Raw genomic sequence first — 20,578 nt, forward strand, 5'->3', positions numbered from 1 at the left:
ATAAGAATATTAACGCCGGGTCAAAAACTTTATCTTATTTTTAGCTGCTTACCGGCCTTCCTTTATCTGCATAAGAACCAGTTCTATCCCCTTAATTAGAAGGTACTGAATTGTGAGTATAAATATTATTGCAGCCCCCGAGGGTATATCCATTGCATGAGCTACATACAGTCCGGCAAAGGAACCAATGATTCCGAAAATAGCAGACAGTCCGATAATCTTCCTGAAGTTGTGTGTGAATATCATTGATGTGGCCTGGGGTATTGTGAAAAGACTCAGCAGCAGGATTATGCCCATGGTTCTGATACTTACGACTATTGCAAGGGAAACCAATGCGGCCATCAGGTATCTGTAAAAGTTGGCCTTTAGACCGTTGATCTTTGAAAACTCAGGGTCAAAGGCTGTGTAAAGTATCGGCCTGTAATAGACCGTAAAAAGAAGTGCAGATATGGCTGTAAGTATAAGTATCATGTAGATATCAGCCTGCCCAACAGATAATATGCTGCCAAAGAGGAAGCTCATCAGGTTGGGTGCATATCCGGGAGTCAGAAACACGAAAATGATGCCCAGGGCCATTCCAAGTGACCAAAGTATTGCAATGGCGCTGTCTTCCCTGACCTTGCCCTTATTGGATATCCACTCGATACCTGTACCGGTCAGCACTGCAAAGACTGCAGCTCCCAGGAAGGGGTTCAGACCAAGGTAATAGGCTATTCCTATACCACCGAAGGAGGCGTGAGTGATACCTCCGCTTATAAAGACATTCTTTCTTGCCACTATGTAAGTTCCTATCATTGCTGCCAGGATGCTGGTCAGCAGGGAAGCTATCAGGGCATTCTGAAAGAAGGTATATTGAAAGAGACTGAAGAAGTCGTTCATGGTTTGATCAGGTTTTCCGGTTGTTTATGTGTTACTACTTTGAGTGGGGCATTATAACACTTCAAGACCCCTTCATCAACCTCGTTGGAATGGTGGTAGTGAACCTGGTGGTTGACACAGGCAATGGTCTTTACCATCGATGAGATGGTGCCTACATCGTGAGAAACCAATAGGATGGCCATGTGCCCATTTAGCACTTTTAGCCATTTGTACAATTCATCTTCAAAATTCTTGTCCACATAGGTGTTGGGCTCATCCAGTATCAGCAGCTGTGGTTCGTTGATTAATGCCCTGCAGAGGAAGGCCCTCTGCAACTGACCACCTGACAACTGTCCTATGGGCCTCTTTGCATATTCAGCTAAACCGGTTTGGTTTATAAGTTCCAGACACTTTTTCTTTTGTTCTTTGCTAATTCTTGGCCATAAGGGATTAAGGGATTTGATACCCGATTGAACCAGTTCCTCGACTGTTATCGGAAAGCTACGGTCTATCTGCGAGGCCTGGGGCAGATATCCAATGGTTATCTTGCCCGAAGGAAAGAGGATCCGTCCCTTGTAAGGCCGGAGTATTCCAAGTAGCACTTTTACCATGGTAGTTTTGCCACCGCCATTGGGACCTATTACCCCGATAAAATCTTCGGGGTAGATCTTCAGGTTTACGTCGCTCAGTACGGTCTCACCCTGGTAACCCGCGCTTATGTTTTCCAATTCTGCTATTGGCTTATTCATTCAGGTATTTTTGAAAGATGCTGTTGAGTTCGTTAATGTTTTCTACCCAGTCGTACTTCATTGGATCGATTACAACCAGATCGATACCAGCTTCTTTGGCAATAGTTCTGGCATTTCTGACATCGTATTCCTGTTGTATAAAAATTACCTTTATCGAATCCTGCTTAGCACTTTCAATCAGTGAAGCCAGGTAGGCCGGAGAGGGCTCCTTGCCATCCACTTCGATGACTCTTTGGTCAAGGTCGTAGTCCCTTGCCAGGTAGGTCAGCGCAGGGTGGAAAATCATAAAACTCCTGTAGCTCAGGTTTTCACAGGTAGCTTGCATTGCTGCATCGGTCTCTTCTATTTGTGCCATCAGTTTGCTATAGTTAGCTTCTATAGTTGCCTTGAGTTCAGGATAGCTTTCAATAAGCGCATCCCGCATCAGAGGAAGCAGTTCGGTAATTACCTTTGGAGACAGCCAGATATGTGGATCTATACCGTGAGCATGCTCATCCTCCCCTTCATGATCATGGTCACAATCCCCAGCTATTAGTTCGGTATAATCCGATAGGTTGAGCAGTTTCATATCCTTATTCAGTTCACCGAGCCTGTCCAGCCATGCAGTCTCATACCCCAGGTGTCCAATACCTATATAGAGTCGGGAGTCGGACAGGTCTTTAAACTGGCGCGTAGTTGGAGAATAGGTGGAGTGGCTGGCTCCGGGAGGCACCATCACATTGACCTTAAGGGCACTATCGCTTAGGACGTCCACAAAGTATTTCTGCGGTAGTATACTCACTGTTATGGTATTGTCAGAACCCCTAGCTCCTGAGCAGGAAGCAGCGAGAGTGATGACTGCGACAATAGCCAGTAACTGAGTAGCATGTATGATCTTTTGCATGAAATTTTACAATTAGGTGAATTACTAGTGTTGTGTGCGGTTGCAAATAGAGCATACACCCTCTATTAGTACACTGCTTGATTCGATCCGGAATCCTCCGGGGAGCATATTCTCATCTATATTAAGCTGTGGCATACAGATCAGCTTGTCGCACATGGAGCAGTGGAAGTGTGGATGCTCATTTGCAACGTGTTCACGCACCAGCTTATGCTTAATAGTATGTGAGTCAATACTAATCTGGTGAATAATATCCTTCTCTGTCAGAGCCTTGATTGTTCTGTAAAGAGTAACCCTATCCACAGTTCCAAACGCCTTCTCAAGCTCCTCTTCGATTTCCTTCTGAGTAAGTGCAGTGCCCGGAGCATAGAGCAATTCCACAACCTTACGCCTGATATCTGTAGCGTTAAGACCTTTGGATCTGATAAGGGAATCAATCTCTGAGATTTTTGCAACCATGTTGCAAAAATACAAACTTTTATTAAAGCGGGATAATATATTTAGTTAATGGATCTTATTGAAATCGGGTGCCTTGTTAAAAATGACCTGATGACCACAGGCACAGGTAAATAATCAATAAACTTTGTGTTTAATTAGTTTGCCCGGATGAAAAATTTATCTACTTTTGCAGTCCGAATCAATTCTGTCAGGTAAATAAGTGATGATTAATGAGTGAATTCATCCACCTGCAGGAATAAACAGTAAACAGAATAACTAATGTACGCAATTGTAACCATTGCTGGTCAGCAGTTTAAGGTAGAGAAAGATCGCAAGATCTTTGTACATCGTTTGGCTGCCGAAGAAGGTTCTTCAGTAGAATTCGACGAAGTACTTCTGGTTGAAGATGAAAGTGGTATTAAGGTAGGTGCACCGACTTTGCAGGGAGCTAAAGTAACTGCTAAGGTTCTTTCACATTTAAAGGGCGAGAAGGTGATCGTCTTCAAGAAGAAAAGACGTAAAACCTATCAGAAGATGAATGGTCATCGTCAATATCTGAGTCAAATTCAGATTGAAGGTATTCAGGTTGGATAATTAAAAAACACTGAGAAATGGCACATAAAAAAGGTGTAGGTAGTTCCAAGAACGGTCGTGAATCAGAAAGCAAGCGACTTGGTGTAAAGATATTTGGCGGACAATTTGCCAAGGCTGGTAATATCCTTGTTCGTCAACGTGGTACTCAGCACCATCCTGGTGATAACGTAGGTATTGGTAAGGACCATACCCTGTTTGCACTGGTTGATGGTAAGGTAGTTTTCCGTAAGAGAAAAGACAATCGTTCATACGTTTCGGTTGAGCCCGTTGCAGCCGAATAAGTAACAACGGAAACAGTATAAAAAATCTCCTGTTTTTGTTACTTTCGTAACAAATTCAGGAGTTTTTTTTTAAACATATAATCATGCTCACACTCAAATTGTTGCAGGAGAATAAGACAGAGGTTATTGAGCGCCTCAGAATCAAGAACTTTGATGCCACTGCTCTGGTAGATAGGATTATCGAACTGGACAACAAGCGTAAGGCCACCCAGACTGAATCAGATAATCTTCAGGCCGAGATGAATCGCCTGTCCAAGTCAATAGGGCAGTTGATGAAGAATAAGGAGCTTGCTGAGGCTGAAGCTGCAAAGGCACGTACAGCCGGTTTGAAGGATGAAATCAAAGAGCTTACCACAACTCTCGATTCGATTGAGAAGGAGCTGCAGCAATTGCTGGTTCAGTTGCCCAACCTGCCTCATCAATCAGTTCCGGCAGGTAAAGGTGCCGAAGATAATGTAATAGTCCGCGAGGGTGGGAAGAAGCCTGAGCTTAAGGATGCATTGCCTCACTGGGAACTTGCCAGGAAGTATGATATAATAGACTTCGAACTAGGTGTTAAGCTTACAGGAGCCGGCTTCCCTGTCTATAAGGGCAAGGGTGCCAGGCTGCAAAGGGCTTTGATAAGTTTCTTTCTTAACGAGGCTGAGGCTGCAGGCTATCTTGAGGTACAGCCACCGCTGATGGTAAATGAGGATTCAGGTTATGGTACAGGTCAGCTTCCCGATAAGGAAGGTCAGATGTATCATGTCGGTCTGGATAATCTTTATCTGATACCTACCGCTGAGGTTCCTGTCACCAATATTTACAGGGACGTTATTCTCAACGGAGACCAGTTTCCGATTAAGAACTGTGCTTACTCTGCCTGCTTCCGTCGTGAAGCCGGTTCCTATGGCAAGGATGTAAGAGGACTTAACCGTCTGCACCAGTTTGACAAGGTTGAGATAGTTCAGGTGGCCAGACCGGATGACTCATACAAGGTACTCGAAGAAATGGTCAAGCATGTTCAGGGTCTTGTTGACAAACTTGAACTCCCATGGCGTATTGTAAAGCTTTGTGGTGGAGATATGAGCTTTACTTCAGCTCTTACTTACGACTTTGAGGTTTTCTCTGCTGCCCAGGAACGTTGGTTGGAGGTCAGTTCTGTTAGTAACTTCGAAAGCTTCCAGGCCAACAGGCTTAAGCTGAGATACAGGGAAGACAGCAATTCAAAGCCGCAATTGGCGCATACCCTCAATGGAAGTGCTCTGGCACTTCCACGTATAGTGGCCGCCTTGCTTGAAAACAACCAAACAGAGGATGGTATCAGGATACCTAAGGTTTTGGTACCCTACTGTGGTTTTGATATAATAAAATAAGGAGCAGGTGTATCTATTTAACGCATCATTCTATATTGAAGAAAACGACATATTGGCATGGAACTCTTGGGTTAGAGGGGAGTTCCTGCCCCGTGTCGAAGAGGCTTCCGGTGGCCTGAAGGGGGAGCAGTACGAGGTGATTTCATCCCGTGCCGGATCGATGCGTATCTTCTCCATCCAGTGGCGCTGTGTAGAGGAAGAGCTTGATATCCTTGACAAGGCCGTTGCAGAACAATTGGGCAACTATCAAGCCCAAGGAGCAGACCCCAGCACCTGGTTTTGTTCAATAATGAAGATGCTTTGATGCAAAAGCAGCCGACAGAAAAGATAATCCTGGGCATAGATCCCGGAACAGCCATCATGGGTTACGGCATATTGCTGGTACGCAACAACAAGCCCTCAATGGTTGCCATGGGAGTACTGGAACTAAAAAAGTATAGCGACCATTATCTTAAGCTGCAGAAGATCTTCGATAGGGTGATTCAGCTTATTGACAGCTATCATCCTGACGAATTAGCAATAGAGGCTCCATTCTTTGGTAAGAACGTGCAGTCAATGCTCAAACTGGGACGTGCTCAGGGAGTTGCAATGGCTGCGGCCCTGTCAAGGTCGGTACCTATCTTCGAATACGCCCCCCTAAGGATAAAGCAGGCCATCACAGGTCGCGGTAGTGCATCCAAGGAACAGGTTGCAATGATGCTCAAGCAGTTGCTCAAGCTCACGGAAGAACCTGAATATCTCGATGCAACTGACGGCCTTGCGGCTGCAGTCTGCCACTTTCTGCAAAGCAATGTACCTGCCGCTGCTTCCGGTGTTAAGTCATGGAAGGAGTTTATCGGCAAAAATCCAGGCAGGATCAGAAAGTAGATACAGCTTTGAGCTGCACAATCAAAAAGTAGAATCCTAGAAATTGCTTCTTATTGTTTCAGCAATCTTTTCCATTTCTTCCTTGCTCAGCTGTAGCTTGGGCTTTGAAAAGCTGATGTCAGCCTCAGTCTGAAGGGGTACAAGGTGGATATGAGCATGGGGCACTTCGAGTCCAAGTACTGCCACACCAATTCTCTTGCATGAAACGCTGGCCTCAATAGCATGAGCCACTTTCTTTGCAAAGACAATCATTCCGGCAAGGGTATCATCATCGATATCGAAGATATAGTCGATTTCCCTCTTGGGTATAACAAGAGTATGTCCCTTTGCAAGCGGGTTTATATCCAGAAAGGCAAAATACCTTTCGTCTTCAGCAATCTGGTAACAGGGGATCTCACCCTTTACGATTCTTGTGAAAATAGATGCCATTCCTTTTGGTGTTTAGAAGTTTAAGCCATTAGCAAAGTTAACACCGGTACCGGAAATATCATCATAGTTTCTTACAAAACAGGTATCTGAATAAATTACGAAGAGGAGGCGGTTGGTTCCGCCTCCTCTTCGTAAAGTTTTCCACAAAACGAAGAATACTCTTTACTTACAATGATATATCAAGAATTTCAAATGGTACCTTACCGGCTGGGACACTGATTTCTACCTTGTCACCAACTTTTTTGCCAAGCAGACCTTGTGCAATTGGGGTAGAAATTGAGATCTTGCCGGCCTTTAGGTCAGCTTCACTTTCAGACACCAGGGTATATACCATGACAGCATTGTTCTTAAGGTTTTTGATTTTAACCTTGTTCATGATTTGTACCTTGGATGTATCCAGTTTAGATTCATCAATAAGCCTACTGGCAGCTATGGTTTCTTTGAGTTTTGCTATTCTCATTTCAAGAAGACCCTGAGCTTCCTTAGCTGCTTCATACTCTGCATTCTCAGACAAGTCTCCCTTGTCACGAGCCTCTGCTATTTGCCTGGATATTTTAGGCCTCTCTACCGATTCCAGTAATGCTAACTCCTCACGAAGTTTCTTAAGGCCTTCATCGGTCATGTAACTCACTCTAGACATGTTATTTCCTCCTAAATGATTTTATACAATTTTAAAATGCTATATCCCGAAATATGCTTTCGGGATATGATGCTGTTTTAGCTAAATGATAGATGATTGTTTACCTGGTCTGCGCCGTCTCTAGTAGGTAGGTCTTTTAAGTATTTCGGAATAGATAACAGCTTGTCTCAAATCGAACTGCTCATCTTCTCCCGGAAACCACCCATCGGCGTCATTCTCTTCTACAATTACAGGCTCCTTGATTGCGGCCTTTTTTAGTTGCATCCTTGGAGTAGTCTCCAAACTAACTCTAGGTCTTCTTGTGGCTGCTCTGCCCTGTATCTTTGCACGACCCTTTCCCGTTTCCCTTTCTTTGATCCTTGCCTGTGGTATTGGTGGTATCAACAGAGGCTCAGTTCGTGGTTTGGCAGCTTCCATTTGCTCCAGCCACTGCTTAATCGGGGGAAAGGCTTCTGTAGGATAATCATGTACTTCATCCTCGGGCAATACCTTCCCCTTACCCTGCGAGTTGCGTTCTCGGATTGCCCCGATAAGCACCACGCCGAGCATGACGAGGATATATAATATGTCACCCAAAGAGTCGCTCATGAATAATAAATATTGACTAAATTAGCCCTAACATTGCAAATAAACAAATAAAGGAGAGCCGATTTTTACCGACCCTCTTTCATAATATTGAATGTCAGACCCTAGGGGGCCATGACCTTAAATTTTTGCTAAATGCGCAAATATCTGTTTGTTATATCTTATACGCTACTTTTTGTATTTGGTTGCAAAGAGGATGATCATCCTGTACCTAATCAGCGTTTCACAGCCTATATCAACCTTATGCTTCCCGACTATATCAATAAGGATGCCTTTGTTGCAATTTATGATTCAGACGGCAGCAGGATTGGTATTGGCGGTGTTATTGTGTACCGTGTAGGAGATGGTCATTATTACGTCTTTGAACGTTATTGCCCCCATGACGAGGAACTAACATGTCTGGTAGATCTGGAAGAGGGTAATACTTCTGCCCAATGTCCCTGCTGTGAATCACGCTTCTTTATTATATCCGAAACCGGAGATTGCATCGAAGGTCCATCAGATTATTCCTTAAAACCTTATCGCAACAGGGTTGAACCCAACGGTACCATCCTGGTAATATATAATTAACAAGGTACCAGTTATAGTGTTCACACTTCCCTGGTACCTTGTCTTAATATTGTATTTCCTAGGGTATCTTAGTACCTGTAATGATCAGGCTTGAATGGACCTTGCTTAGATACTCCAATATAACTAGCCTGAGCATCTGTAAGGGTAGTAAGTTTTACCCCCAGTTTTGCAAGGTGTAGTCTTGCAACTTCTTCATCAAGAGCTTTAGGCAGGGTGTAAACTCCAACCTTGTGCTGGTTTTGCCATAGGTCGAGCTGTGCCAGCACCTGGTTTGTAAATGAGGTACTCATAACAAAGCTTGGGTGACCTGTTGCATTACCCAGGTTTACAAGTCTTCCTCTGGAAAGAAGTATTATTGAATGCCCGTCAGGGAAAATAAAACGATCTACCTGAGGCTTGATATTGATTTCCTTTATACCGGGATATTTCTCCAGTTGATCAACCTGTATCTCATTATCAAAGTGGCCAATGTTACAAACGATGGCTGTGTCTTTCATCCTGAGCATATGATCTAAAGTGATAATATCACGGTTTCCGGTTGCAGTGACATAGATATCACCTTCGGGAAGGGCATCTTCAACTGTAGTAACTTCAAAACCTTCCATGGCAGCCTGAAGTGCACAGATAGGGTCGATTTCGGTAACCAGCACCCTTGCGCCAAAGCCACGCATACTTTGTGCACAGCCTTTACCTACATCACCATAACCACATACCACTACAGTCTTACCTGCTATCATAATATCAGTGCCGCGTTTGATACCGTCTGCCAAACTCTCACGGCATCCGTAGAGATTATCAAACTTACTCTTGGTAACAGAGTCGTTTACATTGATTGCCGGGAAGAGCAGTTCACCACTTTCAAACATCTTGTACAATCTGTGTACACCGGTAGTGGTCTCTTCGCTTACACCCTTTATCTTCTTTGCTACTTCATGCCAACGCTTGTTGTCCTGTTTGTAAATCTTTGCAAGCAAATCTATAAGAAGTCTGAAGTCTTCACCTTCTTTGCTATAGTCAAGTTGCAACAGGGATGGGTTGTTTTCTATTTCAACACCCTTGTGTATCATCAGGGTGGCATCTCCTCCGTCATCTACAATCAGGTCCGGACCAGCTCCGTTGCCAAAGTCAAGAGCTCTTTCGGTGCACCACCAATACTCCTCAAGAGTTTCTCCTTTCCATGCAAATACTGGGATACCTGCCTTTGCAATAGCGGCAGCAGCATGATCCTGGGTTGAATAGATATTACAGCTGCACCAGCGTACTTCAGCACCAAGAGCACTAAGGGTTTCAATCAACACAGCGGTTTGCACTGTCATGTGTAGAGAACCCATAATCTTTGCCCCTTTAAGAGGTTTCTGGGATCCGTATTTTTCTCTCAGAGCCATAAGCCCGGGCATTTCCTTCTCAGCGAGGATAATTTCTTTGCGGCCAAAATCAGCCAGTGCAAGGTCTGCAACTTTAAATTCGTGTTGTACAGTACTCATTATTGTTTTGTGTTTTGTTTTAACTCACCCGATGCCATTGAGTTTTAGTATCCTTCGTATCTCCACTTCATCCTTTACCAGTTGTTGACGCAATTCATCAAGACTGGCGAATTTCTTTTCCTCTCTGGTCTTTGTAATAAAGCTGACAGAGAGTTCTTCAGAATATATCTCCTTGTCAAAATCAAGGATATGTATCTCAATTGTCCTATGATCCATTTGTTCGCTTACGGTAGGCCTTACTCCAATATTGACCATGCCACCGTAATAGGTGCCTCTGACTTTCACTACGCACGCGTATACACCGTCAGGTGGTATAAGTTTTGCTTTTTCACTAATCTCAAGATTGGCTGTGGGAAACATCAGTTTCCTGCCTAGCTTCATCCCACCTGTAACCCTTCCGGTGATGGTATATCTGTATCCCAGCATGAAGTTGGCTTCAGGGATTCTACCATCCAGCAGAAGGTTTCTGATTGATGTTGAACTAGGTGTCAGTCCTGTTACGTCAATATGCTTGAACTGACTAATCTCAAAACCGAAGGTGTGTGAAATGGGAATCAGTTGCTCAAAGCTGGTTCCACCTTTGCCAAAACGGTGGTTGTACCCTATGAGAAGATGCAGAATATTCAACTTCTTGACCAGAATCTCATCGACAAACTCCTCTGCTGTGAGATCTGCGAGTTCCTTTGAAAAAGGTACTATCATAAGGTCGTCGACCCCTGTATCCTGTATCATCCTGGTTTTTTCTTCCAGGGTTGTAAGAAGTCTTAGCTTCTCGGCATCATGCTCCAGAACTATGCGTGGGTGTGGCCAGAAGCTTATCACCATTGCTCTGGTGTTTTCCCTCCTTGCCAGTTCCTTTAGCTTCTCCAGCAATGCCCTATGTCCGGGATGCATTCCGTCGAAGGTACCCATTGTTACTACGGGGCGGGGGCCTTTATAGCTGTCCAGTGATGTATATATCTGCATTCAGGCACGCTTTTAAATATCTCCTCAGCCTTCTTTGGAGAATACGTCATTTGCTCCGTACTCCATAAGGTACGCTTTAATAAATTCATCTATCTCGCCATCAAGGACTGCCTGAACATTGCTTGTTTCATAGCCTGTTCGTACATCCTTGACCAACTTGTAAGGTTGAAGCACATAGGACCTGATTTGTGATCCCCACTCAATCTTTTTCTTTTGTGCCTCTATCTTGTTCTGCTCTTCAAGCCTTTTTTGCAGTTCCATTTCATAGAGCTGCGATTTCAATAGCCTTAGGGCATTTTCCTTATTGTCACCCTGGGACCTCGACTCGGTATTTTCAATAATAATGCCTGTCGGTGCGTGACGCAAACGAACTCCGGTTTCAACCTTGTTGACATTCTGGCCGCCTGCTCCGCTCGAGCGGAAGGTTTCCCAAGTAATATCGGCAGGGTTGATCTCTATATTAATAGTGTCGTCAATCAGAGGGATGACAAACACTGAAGTGAAAGATGTCATACGCTTGTTTGCCGAGTTGAAGGGTGATAACCTTACCAGGCGATGTACACCATTCTCTCCTTTCAGATAGCCGTATGCGTAATCTCCTTCAAACTGGATTGTAACAGTTTTGATTCCAGCTTCTTCTCCCGGCAGTATATGATTGACAGTGATCTTGTACTTGTTTTGCTCACCCCAGCGAACATACATACGCATCAACATCTCGGCCCAATCCTGGCTCTCAGTACCTCCGGCACCTGCGTTGATCTTCAAAACTGCACCAAGCTTATCCTCCTCTTTGCGCAGCATGTTGCGCAGTTCAAGATCCTCAATTAGTTTAACAACCCTGTTGTATGCTTGCTCTAAGTCTTCCTGAGCTGCTTCTCCCTCCTTAAAGAAATCAAATAGTACAGACAGATCGTCTAATGTGGATTTAATCTCATCATAACCAGTTACCCAGGCCTTAAGTTCTTTCAGTTTCTTCATATGGCTTTCCGCCTTTTGGGCATCCTCCCAAAAATCCGGAGCCTGGGCACGTAATTCCTCTTCTTCTACCTCGATACGCTTTCGATCGATGTCAAAGATACCTCCTCAGAGCACTCTCGCGTGCACTTAATTCTTTTATAAGATCTGCAGTGACCATGTTCTCTGTTTTTAGAAGCGGCAAAGTTACAAAAGATTATTAAGTTTTTATCCCCTAATTGCTTAATTACGTATTTGTAAAAGTGATGGATACTACTTGATCTTGTTACAATACCTTGAGATAAGCTTGAAGGCCTGAGTATTGCCGAGCGAGCCTGCTTTTTCCCAGTCTGTGCATGCATTTTCCTTAAGGCCTGTATTATAATAAGCCAATCCCCGGTTCATCAAAGCCATGTCATCTCTGGGATTATATCTGAGAGCTCTGTCATAGTCAAGTATGGCGTCAAGATAGTCGTGTCTGTTGAATTTGACATCGCCAATCAGGGTAAATACGCCTTCAAGAAAGGGATCCAGTACAGAAGCCTTCTGGAGATCCATAAGTGCACTTCCGTGATTGGAGCTGTAAATCAGGCTTATTCGCCCCCTTTCATACCACGCATCAGCAAAGAGTGAGTCCAGTTCTATAGCATAAGTAAAATCTGCAAATGCTTTTTTGATATCATTATTCAGGGCCTGAGCCTTTCCAAGCATTACAAAACCCGGTGCAAAATCTTCTTCCAATTCAAGGCATTTAAGCAGATCGTTAACTGCCAGGCTGTTATTTCCGTTTCTGAGATGGAAGAGAGCTCTGCCATAGTAAACAAGTCCTTCATTACTGTTTAGCTCAAGAGCTTTTTTGAAATCCTCTTCTGCTGCAGTGCGGTTGCCATACTGATATCTGCTGATGCAGCGCATGGCATAGAGACGTGCATTATCTTTGTTAGTCTTGATCTCGGTGTTAAAGTATCTTGCAGATTCCAGCCATTTACCCATAGCCTGCAATAGCAAAGCATCAGCAAGTTCGTTTGTACATAGCCTATCCCTTTCAGGCAGGTTCTTAAACTTTACCCAGGTGGTATTGACAGTTTTCCAGTTGTCATCATTTATAAGGCTTATGGGCAGCATCACTGACTCCCCGCTCTCATTAAGGATGTGGAGTATACCCACCATGCTACCTGAGTAGTTTATTATCGGAGCTCCCCTGGATGAGCTGGTTACCTTGAGGGAGGTCACTGCAGCACGACCTAAGTGCAGCGGATATAGTACCTTGCTTACAGTAAATACATTAGTTCTTCCCCTTTTGTCGGTATTATATATAAAGGCCATAAACTCAGACGGTGCCTCAAAATTTGCCCTGGAGGGGTTGAGATAGGTGTCATTTTCGCGGTTGAACCCAGCTACCTGAATCATGGCCAGATTTGTGCTACGATTGATAGCAATCACTTTCGACAATGACAGCTTCTTGTTTTTGTGGTCGGATATAAAAGTTGTATCGCAGTGCCTTAAGACTGACGCACTGGTTATCGCAAGACCGTCGGCACTTATAAAGAAGGCACGCGCAGTATCAACTACTACTCCATTGTCATAAGCTGTGATAGTAAAAGTGGCTGCTTCCGTCTTGTCAATAATATCAACAATCCCAATCTGGGACTTAAGTAAAGTAGGGTGCCAGAAAAGCAAAAGCAATAGCAGAGCCTTTGAAGCATATTTCCATAATAAGGACTGCAACCCTGCGCCGGGAGACGATATGTAAGCCGATATAGAAGTTGGGTAAAAGTGCTTCATGGGCAGTCTTTTGAAAAGGCAATTTAATCAATAATCCGTTAAGGCATAAAATCAACCCTGGTGTTTTGACGGGAGCTTCTATATGTTAAACGGGAGTATTTGTGGAATGGATTAAAGAATGTTCCTTTGATAAGCTATGGACCCATAGAAATAAAAAAGAGGCTGTCACGGTAGTGACAGCCCTGCTTTGGGGTGAAAGACCGGGCTCGAACCGGCGACCTTCGGAACCACAATCCGACGCTCTAACCAACTGAGCTACATTCACCATTTTTTGTGATGCAAATATAAGAGTTTTTCTTCTAAATTTGCAAATGATCTGAGCAATCAATTTTAAACATCCCGCCCACCAAACTCTTTAAATTTTGATAATGAAGTTTTTTGCATACGACGAAAATATCGATGAGCAGGTCAGGATCATCCTAAGGCGGATCCGGAAACTGATGAATGGTGAGGTAGCATCCCAGATTCAAAGGTCGGGAATGGAATACGAGAAGCTCTTTGGGGTTTCTTTGGTTCATCTGCGTCAGATCTCACAGGATTACAAACCTGACAATGTTTTGGCCGAGCGCCTTTGGTACAGAGGAGTCAGGGAGACTATGATACTTGCGACGATTATTGCTGACAAGGAAAGGTTGTCGGACGAGAAGCTGATGGAATGGGCTCCGGCGATTAATAATCTTGAACTTGCCGAGCAGATGGCTTTTAACCTGCTGGGCAAGCGTACTGGTTCGGCAGCCGTTATCGAGAAGTGGATGCTGCATCCACAGTTTTATGTCAGGTATGCCGCTCTGATGGCACTGGGCTGGCAATTTCGTTTCGTTGGGGAAGAAGTTGTAAGTTTGGTTGAAGAGAATCTATCGACACTTGAGGCATTAGCTGACGACAACAAACTATCAAGGGCTGTGGTGCACTGTCTCAAGATGGCAGGTCGCTTCTCGGAGAGTCTGAGACCTGGGATCTCAGCCCTGGCTGGAAGGTGGAAGCAGGAGAGTGAGGCGCATCTCAGGGCGGCCGGGGAGGAAATACTTTTTGAATTGGAAGTGTCTGGCAATTGAATTTGTTGTTATTTTAACGGAACAAATCACTTCAATTATAAACTGATGAAAATAGTTAAGGTAAGTGACAAACGGACCGTCAGGGAATTCCTTGATGTTGTTGACCTTGTTTACAAGAATGATAAGGTATATGTTCGTCCTCTGGACGCACAAATCGAAGCAATCTTTGATCCTGCCGTCAATAAGTTCTTCCAGCATGGAAGTGCAGAACGCTTCATTCTGGTTGACGACAATGGCAAGACCATTGGTCGTGTGGCTGCTTTCATCAACGAAAGAAAAGCTTACGGCTTTGATCAGCCTACGGGAGGCATGGGTTTCTTTGAATGTATAAATAATAAAGATGCTGCTTATTTGCTCTTTGAGACAGCAAAGACCTGGCTTGCGGAAAAAGGAATGCAGGCCATGGATGGGCCGATTAATTTTGGTGAGAATGATAGCTTCTGGGGTCTCCTTACAGAGGGATATACCCACCCGGCCTTTGGAATGCCATACAATCCGCCGTATTATAAAGAGTTTTTCGAATCCTATGGTTTTACTGTTTACTTTGAACAGGTTACCAAGCACCTTGATGTAGTTAAGCCCTTCCCTGAAAGGTTCTGGTCTATTGCCAAGCGCGTGGTCAGTAAGCCTGAGTACAGGTTCAGGCACTTTGACTGGAAGGAGGCCGATAAGTTCATCGCCGACTTTGTCAATGTATATAATAATGCATGGCAGTTTCATGAGAATTTTTCTCCAATGCAGCCCGAAGACCTGCTTAAGACACTGCAGGAAGCCAAGGCTTTCATGGATGAGGAGTTGATCTGGTTTGCATACGACAATGAAGATCCTATCGGCTTTATAATAATCTTCCCTGATGTAAACCAGATTATCAAGCATTTCAAGGGTAAGATGAATTTCATTAATAAGTTGAAATTCGTTTACTACAAGTGGAAACATGAGATGACCCGCGCAAGGGTTGTAATAATGGGTATCAAGCCTCGCTACCAACGTCTGGGTATTGAGTCCGGTCTCTTCTATAATCTGAAGGGTGTTGTGGCCAGGAAGACATATATGAAGGAGTTAGAATTATCATGGGTAGGCGATTTCAATCCCAAGATGCGCGCTTTGATGGATGCAACAGGAGCTGACGATGGTAAGATACACCTTACTTATCGTTATCTGTTTGATCCTGAGAAGAGGGCCGAGCAGCAAAGGGCTGGCAGCATTCCGGCCGATACCAAGTACAAACTTGCTGAAAAAGAGTAGAAGTAAAGGTCTTGTGAGTCTGTGGCATTATCGATATGAAAAAACAGATAATGCTTTGTAGATTTGATAATATCATATATCTTTGCAATCCGTTTTGAGAGAATAACAGAGTATTAAACAGAAGACTTCCGAAACACCTTAAAATTGTGGTGCCCGGAGGCGTAAAAAAAATGATCCATGAAAACAGGAATTCATCCGGAGAATTACCGTTTGGTAGCTTTCAGAGACATGTCAAACGGTGATACTTTTATAAACCGTTCCACTGTTCATACTCGTGAGACTGAAGTAATAGATGGAGTTGAGTACCCCTTAGTAAAGCTTGAAATCACAAGCTCCTCTCACCCCTTCTATACCGGTAAGATGAAACTTGTTGACACTGCCGGTAGGGTTGATAAGTTCATGAGCAGATACCAAAAGCATTACGATAACAAGAAGAAGTAATTCTTTTGTTGTCAAAGAGCTAAAAGGCATCCCTGCAGGGATGCCTTTTTTTATGCCCATTTCCGATTTCCCTTATAGCTGGCACGGCTATTGTCTTTATTGTCTGGACGTATAATTTTAGCAAAAAGCTGTCGAAATGGGATAAAAATCGCATTATGCGTGCCATTTTGACAGGAGGAGTAAATTGAATATGGAGAAATACAAAATTGCTATAGGGATGAGTGAGCTATTGGGTTCGGACTCGGAGTTTATCCCAATTATGGAAGATGATGACTTCAACCTCAAGCAGAATGAGGACAGTCTTCCTGAGCATCTGCCTTTGATGCCGCTGCGCAACACAGTGCTGTTTCCGGGTGTGATTCTTCCGATAATGGTGGGGAGGGACAAGTCTCTGAAACTGATAAGGGATGTGCACAGAACCAAGGGTTTTCTGGGAGCTGTTGCTCAGATTGAACAGGAACTTGATGATCCTGAACTGAAGGATCTTTATACTATAGGAACAATTGCCCGTGTACTGAAGATACTTGAAATGCCTGACGGTTCTACTACCGTGATAGTGCAGGGAAGGATGAAGTTCAGGTGTAAGGAGCTTGTCAGCGACGAACCATATCTGAAGGTTACCTACGAGGTAGTAGAGGATATAGTACCGGCAGATGACTCCAAGCGTGAGTTTGAGGCAATTGTCAGTTCGATAAAAGATCTTGCCCTCAGAATTCTCAAGAGCAATCCCGGTGTTCCTGCTGAGGCGTCCTTTGCCCTTAAGAACACCAGAAATCCCGTGTTTCTGATCAACTATATAGCCTCCAATGCTGAGATGGATGTAGCACAGAAGCAGAAGATCCTCGAGATAGAAGATCTGAAGGGCAGGGGACTTGCACTTACCGAGCATCTTGTGCAACAGCTTCAGCTGATTGAGCTAAAAAATGACATTCAGATGAAGGTCAAGATGGACATTGATCAGCAGCAGAGGGAGTACTTCCTCAACCAGCAGATTAAGACCATTCAGGATGAGCTGGGAGGCAATCCAATCGAGCAGGAAATCAGAGCCATGCAGGAAGCTGCAAAGAAGAAGCTGTGGAGCGAGGAGGTCAGCAATGTATTTAACAGGGAACTTGACAAACTAAGGAAGCTCAACATGGCTTCGGGCGAGTACTCTGTGCAGTACAACTACCTGCAGACTATGCTAGATCTGCCATGGAATGAGTATACTGATGACAACTTCGACCTGAGCAGGGCCAGAAAGATTCTGGACAGGGATCACTATGGGCTGGACAACGTCAAGGAGCGTATCCTTGAGCACCTCGCGGTGCTCAAGCTCAAGGGAGACCTTAAGTCTCCGATACTTTGCCTCTATGGTCCTCCCGGGGTTGGTAAGACTTCTCTTGGAAAATCAGTAGCCGAGGCCCTTGGTCGTAAATATGTCAGAATGTCACTTGGTGGTCTTCATGATGAAGCTGAGATAAGGGGACACAGAAAGACTTATATAGGTGCAATGCCCGGTCGTATCGTTCAGAGCCTTAAGAAGACCGGTTCTGCCAACCCGGTATTTATCCTAGATGAGATTGACAAACTGGGCAAGAGTTTCCATGGTGATCCGGCTTCAGCATTGCTGGAAGTGCTGGATCCAGAGCAGAATAATACCTTCCACGACAACTATCTGGATGTAGATTTTGATCTATCCAAGGTCTTGTTTGTAGCAACAGCCAACTCGCTCAGCTCTGTTTCAGATCCTTTGCTTGACCGTATGGAACTGATAGAGGTCAACGGTTACTCGGTGGATGAAAAGGTAGAGATTGCCCGTATGCACCTGGTGCCAAAACAGATGGAGGCTCATGGCATTCCTAAAGGTAGCGTTACTCTGTCAAAGGCCGTTCTGACCTACATTATCGAGAGCTATACCCGTGAGTCGGGCGTCCGAAAGCTTGACAAAACATTGGCAAAACTGTTCAGGAAGATGGCCCTGAAGATTGCTTCAGGTGAAACCTTCCACAAGAATATGAAGATTGCGGATGTAAGGCAATTGCTTGGTGTAGAGCGCTACACCAAGGAGAAATGGGAAAAGGATGCAACAACTGGAGTTGTTACCGGTCTGGCCTGGACAGCAGTTGGAGGAGAGATCCTTTTTGTTGAAAGCAGTCTGAGCAAGGGTAAGGGCAACCTCACCCTAACGGGTAATCTTGGAGACGTGATGAAGGAATCGGCTATCCTGGCTCTCGAGTACCTCAAGTCACAGGCCGGAGAACTGAACATTGATGCTTCTGTTTTTGAGAATAACAATGTGCACGTTCACGTTCCTGAAGGTGCTATTCCCAAGGATGGCCCATCAGCAGGTATCACAATGGTTACCTCCATTGCGTCGGTGTTGCTGGGTCGCAAGGTGAAGCCACGTCTGGCAATGACCGGAGAGATCACTTTGAGAGGTAAGGTGCTGCCGGTTGGAGGCATCAAGGAAAAGATACTTGCTGCAAAGCGTGCAGGTATTCAGGATATAATTCTGCCCAGAGACAACCGCAAGGATATAGAAGAGATCAAGGAGGTTTATCTCGAAGGGCTTACCTTCCACTATGTAACCAATATAATGGAGGTGCTGAAACTGGCACTGGAGTAAGTAATGTGTTTCCTGTATATCAGGCGTCTTGCTTATGAATTTGGAAGACTCAATAGGCAGCGTAGTCCCGAGGCTACGCTGTTTTTTATGCGTTGGCTTCTACTGGAATGTCGTATTTTGTTTCAAACTCATTCATCAGAGCCTCCATGTCGGGAGTAAGTCTGCCAAGAGCCCTTTTAATAAAGGCCTTTGGAATGTGTTTGAAATAAGCCTGTGCAAGAGCGCCGGCTATAGATGCGATAGTGTTTGACGGGCCACCGATAAAGATTGCAAGGCGTATAGCTTCTTCGAAGTCGGATGCTTCAAGGAAAGCAGCAATAGCAGGTGGAACAGGTGTCATCAGAGCCTTGCCCAATGCGATCTTGTTTTTCCAGTCAGCAACCTTGATGTCAAGGTCATATCCAAAATGGACAGATACAAAAGCTTTGATTTCTTTGCGGGTTGCGCCGTTCCTGGCCATGTGGATGGCTACAGCTGAGGCCTGGGCTGCTTCTATTCTGTGGGGAACATTGTGGGTAATAATAGTGGATGCTTTAGCTTCCCTCATGGCTTCCTCTATAGAGGTGGCAGCAAAACCGATGGGAGAGATACGCCTGGCAGCTCCGTCTCCTTCGCTCACATAATCGCTTTCTCCTCCCTTTTGAGCCCATACGAGGAAATGATTCCGGTATCCCTGGTCGGGATATTTGAGGGTCCAATCTATCAGGGTTTGTTTATAAGGCTTACCGGTGAGTACGGATTCTGCGGTAGCAAGAGTCAAAACTGTATCGTCGGTAAATTCTGATGCAGGTTTGAACAGTTGAAAGTCAACAGACGACAGATCACTGTCGATAAACGCAGAACCAATGATATCTCCGATAATAGCTCCCTTCATAGATCAAAATGTCTTAACTAAGACTGATTTGAACAACAACTTGGCGAATATCTAAAGTTTTGCCTTAAAAACAAAGGTTTTTTATATATTCTTAAACAGTTTTGGATGGTTTGATGTGTTCAGAATCCTGAAGCCCCGGGATCGGCATGCCCTGCATCAGAAGTTGGAAATGTTTGTCCTGTTGATGCAGTGCTCTTAATTGCAAGTGCTTCCTGAACAGGGATTCGTTTACCGTTTAGGGTGGCAATAATAAAAGAATCATTAAAGCCAATCTGTAGCATAAGGTCCCTAAAGCTGACAGCTTTATTGTAATCCTGGAATATTCCTACGCTTAGCTGGTTAATGTCCTGATATGAATATTGCTTTATTGAGAGCAGGTTGAGTGAATAGGGACTCATATCCACCCCTGTATAGGCTCCAATCTGTACACTGAATAATATACCGTCGGCCGGAACATAAAAGCTAATCATATCTTCAGTTGCAACCTCCGGCTGTAGGGATGTAACTACAATGCTATCCGTGTCATTCTGTGTGTTTTCAATCTGTTCAGGTAACTGCACAGCACTTACCATAGCTTTACTTTCAGTATTGCTTTCCGGCCAGTGTATCATCCTGTACGAGAACATCATTACAAACAGGATTATGATGAATATATTGGTAAAAAAGAAGATCTTCTTCAGGCGGTTGTATTTAACGGACTGCTTACGGTTAATACTTTTGAGGCGCATCAACTCCTTTTCAAGGGCAGCGGCTCTTGCGGCATCACCTAAGTTGCTTTGTTCTTCTCCCTTCATCTTGGTTTCTGAGTTTATCTGGTTAAAAATAATGAATCTTTTACTTAAAAAGTATCTATTCATGATTTTATATTACTCATTCACTAATAATGATTTAAGTCTGTTAGGTTCAGCTTGTCATGTGCA

Annotated in this window: 23 protein-coding genes and 1 tRNA gene; 10 read left to right on the forward strand and 14 right to left on the reverse strand. The window is 44.3% G+C overall.

The window, feature by feature from the left end:
- Positions 1-48: 48 nt before the first annotated feature.
- Genes M9189_RS01375 through M9189_RS01390 form a run of 4 tightly spaced genes read right to left on the reverse strand, consistent with a single transcriptional unit; the run spans position 49 to position 2,946 of the window.
- A complete protein-coding gene (locus M9189_RS01375) occupies positions 49-879 on the reverse strand; it encodes a metal ABC transporter permease (RefSeq protein WP_250724122.1) in 831 nt (276 codons plus the stop codon).
- The gene (locus M9189_RS01380) at positions 876-1,607 is read right to left on the reverse strand and encodes a metal ABC transporter ATP-binding protein (protein WP_250724123.1); all 732 of its coding nucleotides are present in this window, start codon (positions 1,605-1,607) and stop codon (positions 876-878) included. Before M9189_RS01380 ends, M9189_RS01375 begins: the two co-directional genes overlap by 4 nt.
- Positions 1,600-2,490, reverse strand: coding sequence for a metal ABC transporter solute-binding protein, Zn/Mn family (locus M9189_RS01385; protein WP_250724124.1), 891 nt, complete (start codon positions 2,488-2,490; stop codon positions 1,600-1,602). Before M9189_RS01385 ends, M9189_RS01380 begins: the two co-directional genes overlap by 8 nt.
- A 24-nt stretch (positions 2,491-2,514) precedes the next feature.
- The gene (locus M9189_RS01390; RefSeq protein WP_250724125.1) at positions 2,515-2,946 is read right to left on the reverse strand and encodes a Fur family transcriptional regulator; all 432 of its coding nucleotides are present in this window, start codon (positions 2,944-2,946) and stop codon (positions 2,515-2,517) included.
- Positions 2,947-3,204: 258 nt separating this feature from the next.
- On the opposite strand from M9189_RS01390, the gene rplU reads away from it, so the two are divergent.
- From rplU to ruvC, 5 genes are all read left to right on the forward strand, one after another.
- Positions 3,205-3,519: a 50S ribosomal protein L21 gene (gene rplU, locus M9189_RS01395; protein WP_250724126.1), complete on the forward strand. Its 315-nt coding sequence runs from the start codon at positions 3,205-3,207 to the stop codon at positions 3,517-3,519.
- A gap of 17 nt (positions 3,520-3,536) precedes the next feature.
- Positions 3,537-3,800: a 50S ribosomal protein L27 gene (gene rpmA, locus M9189_RS01400; RefSeq protein WP_250724127.1), complete on the forward strand. Its 264-nt coding sequence runs from the start codon at positions 3,537-3,539 to the stop codon at positions 3,798-3,800.
- 83 nt (positions 3,801-3,883) lie between these two features.
- Positions 3,884-5,155: a serine--tRNA ligase gene (gene serS, locus M9189_RS01405; protein WP_250724128.1), complete on the forward strand. Its 1,272-nt coding sequence runs from the start codon at positions 3,884-3,886 to the stop codon at positions 5,153-5,155.
- Between the two features lie 7 nt (positions 5,156-5,162).
- A complete protein-coding gene (locus M9189_RS01410) occupies positions 5,163-5,459 on the forward strand; it encodes a hypothetical protein (RefSeq protein ID WP_250724129.1) in 297 nt (98 codons plus the stop codon).
- Positions 5,459-6,022 (forward strand): crossover junction endodeoxyribonuclease RuvC, encoded by a 564-nt coding sequence (gene ruvC, locus M9189_RS01415; protein ID WP_250724130.1) that lies wholly within the window; start codon positions 5,459-5,461, stop codon positions 6,020-6,022. Before M9189_RS01410 ends, ruvC begins: the two co-directional genes overlap by 1 nt.
- Before the next feature lie 36 nt (positions 6,023-6,058).
- Here the strand turns inward: ruvC and M9189_RS01420 are convergent, their stop codons facing one another.
- The 3 genes from M9189_RS01420 to M9189_RS01430 all read right to left on the reverse strand — a co-directional run bounded on the left by M9189_RS01420 (position 6,059) and on the right by M9189_RS01430 (position 7,679).
- On the reverse strand, positions 6,059-6,451 hold the full coding sequence (locus M9189_RS01420; protein WP_250724131.1) for an HIT family protein: 393 nt from the start codon (positions 6,449-6,451) through the stop codon (positions 6,059-6,061).
- Positions 6,452-6,617: 166 nt separating this feature from the next.
- Positions 6,618-7,091 carry a transcription elongation factor GreA gene (greA, locus tag M9189_RS01425; protein ID WP_250724132.1) on the reverse strand — a complete coding sequence of 158 codons (474 nt, stop codon included), beginning with the start codon at positions 7,089-7,091 and terminating at the stop codon, positions 6,618-6,620.
- Positions 7,092-7,211: 120 nt separating this feature from the next.
- Positions 7,212-7,679: a hypothetical protein gene (locus M9189_RS01430; protein WP_250724133.1), complete on the reverse strand. Its 468-nt coding sequence runs from the start codon at positions 7,677-7,679 to the stop codon at positions 7,212-7,214.
- Positions 7,680-7,811: 132 nt separating this feature from the next.
- Between M9189_RS01430 and M9189_RS01435 the strand changes: the two genes are divergently transcribed.
- A complete protein-coding gene (locus M9189_RS01435; RefSeq protein ID WP_250724134.1) occupies positions 7,812-8,246 on the forward strand; it encodes a Rieske 2Fe-2S domain-containing protein in 435 nt (144 codons plus the stop codon).
- Between the two features lie 68 nt (positions 8,247-8,314).
- Here the strand turns inward: M9189_RS01435 and ahcY are convergent, their stop codons facing one another.
- The 5 genes from ahcY to M9189_RS01460 all read right to left on the reverse strand — a co-directional run bounded on the left by ahcY (position 8,315) and on the right by M9189_RS01460 (position 13,700).
- Entirely contained in the window at positions 8,315-9,730 is a 1,416-nt protein-coding gene (gene ahcY, locus M9189_RS01440) for an adenosylhomocysteinase (RefSeq protein ID WP_250724135.1), read from the reverse strand.
- 24 nt (positions 9,731-9,754) lie between these two features.
- Complete coding sequence (locus M9189_RS01445; protein WP_250724136.1) at positions 9,755-10,696, reverse strand: bifunctional riboflavin kinase/FAD synthetase; 942 nt, start codon at positions 10,694-10,696, stop codon at positions 9,755-9,757.
- 24 nt (positions 10,697-10,720) lie between these two features.
- Positions 10,721-11,831, reverse strand: a protein-coding gene (prfB, locus tag M9189_RS01450; protein WP_250724137.1) for a peptide chain release factor 2 whose coding sequence is annotated in 2 segments (ribosomal slippage) — positions 10,721-11,767 and positions 11,769-11,831 — 1,110 coding nt in all. Because the reading frame shifts where the segments join, the coding sequence is not laid out codon by codon here.
- 92 nt (positions 11,832-11,923) lie between these two features.
- Positions 11,924-13,435 carry a tetratricopeptide repeat protein gene (locus M9189_RS01455; RefSeq protein WP_250724138.1) on the reverse strand — a complete coding sequence of 504 codons (1,512 nt, stop codon included), beginning with the start codon at positions 13,433-13,435 and terminating at the stop codon, positions 11,924-11,926.
- Positions 13,436-13,623: 188 nt separating this feature from the next.
- Positions 13,624-13,700: transfer RNA gene (locus tag M9189_RS01460), tRNA-His, on the reverse strand.
- A 103-nt stretch (positions 13,701-13,803) separates the two neighbouring features.
- Between M9189_RS01460 and M9189_RS01465 the strand changes: the two genes are divergently transcribed.
- The 4 genes from M9189_RS01465 to lon all read left to right on the forward strand — a co-directional run bounded on the left by M9189_RS01465 (position 13,804) and on the right by lon (position 18,784).
- Complete coding sequence (locus M9189_RS01465) at positions 13,804-14,490, forward strand: DNA alkylation repair protein (RefSeq protein ID WP_250724139.1); 687 nt, start codon at positions 13,804-13,806, stop codon at positions 14,488-14,490.
- A gap of 45 nt (positions 14,491-14,535) precedes the next feature.
- Positions 14,536-15,735: a GNAT family N-acetyltransferase gene (locus M9189_RS01470; RefSeq protein ID WP_250724140.1), complete on the forward strand. Its 1,200-nt coding sequence runs from the start codon at positions 14,536-14,538 to the stop codon at positions 15,733-15,735.
- A 177-nt stretch (positions 15,736-15,912) separates the two neighbouring features.
- Positions 15,913-16,176, forward strand: coding sequence for a type B 50S ribosomal protein L31 (locus tag M9189_RS01475; RefSeq protein ID WP_250724141.1), 264 nt, complete (start codon positions 15,913-15,915; stop codon positions 16,174-16,176).
- Positions 16,177-16,393: 217 nt separating this feature from the next.
- Positions 16,394-18,784, forward strand: coding sequence for an endopeptidase La (gene lon, locus M9189_RS01480; RefSeq protein ID WP_250724142.1), 2,391 nt, complete (start codon positions 16,394-16,396; stop codon positions 18,782-18,784).
- A gap of 85 nt (positions 18,785-18,869) precedes the next feature.
- Here the strand turns inward: lon and M9189_RS01485 are convergent, their stop codons facing one another.
- The gene (locus M9189_RS01485; RefSeq protein WP_250724143.1) at positions 18,870-19,658 is read right to left on the reverse strand and encodes an ADP-ribosylglycohydrolase family protein; all 789 of its coding nucleotides are present in this window, start codon (positions 19,656-19,658) and stop codon (positions 18,870-18,872) included.
- A gap of 119 nt (positions 19,659-19,777) precedes the next feature.
- Positions 19,778-20,452: a hypothetical protein gene (locus tag M9189_RS01490; RefSeq protein ID WP_250724144.1), complete on the reverse strand. Its 675-nt coding sequence runs from the start codon at positions 20,450-20,452 to the stop codon at positions 19,778-19,780.
- Between the last annotated feature and the right edge of the window lie 126 nt (positions 20,453-20,578).

The sequence above is a fragment of the Xiashengella succiniciproducens genome, from assembly GCF_023674465.1.
Classification (GTDB): Bacteria; Bacteroidota; Bacteroidia; order Bacteroidales; family Marinilabiliaceae; genus Geofilum; species Geofilum succiniciproducens.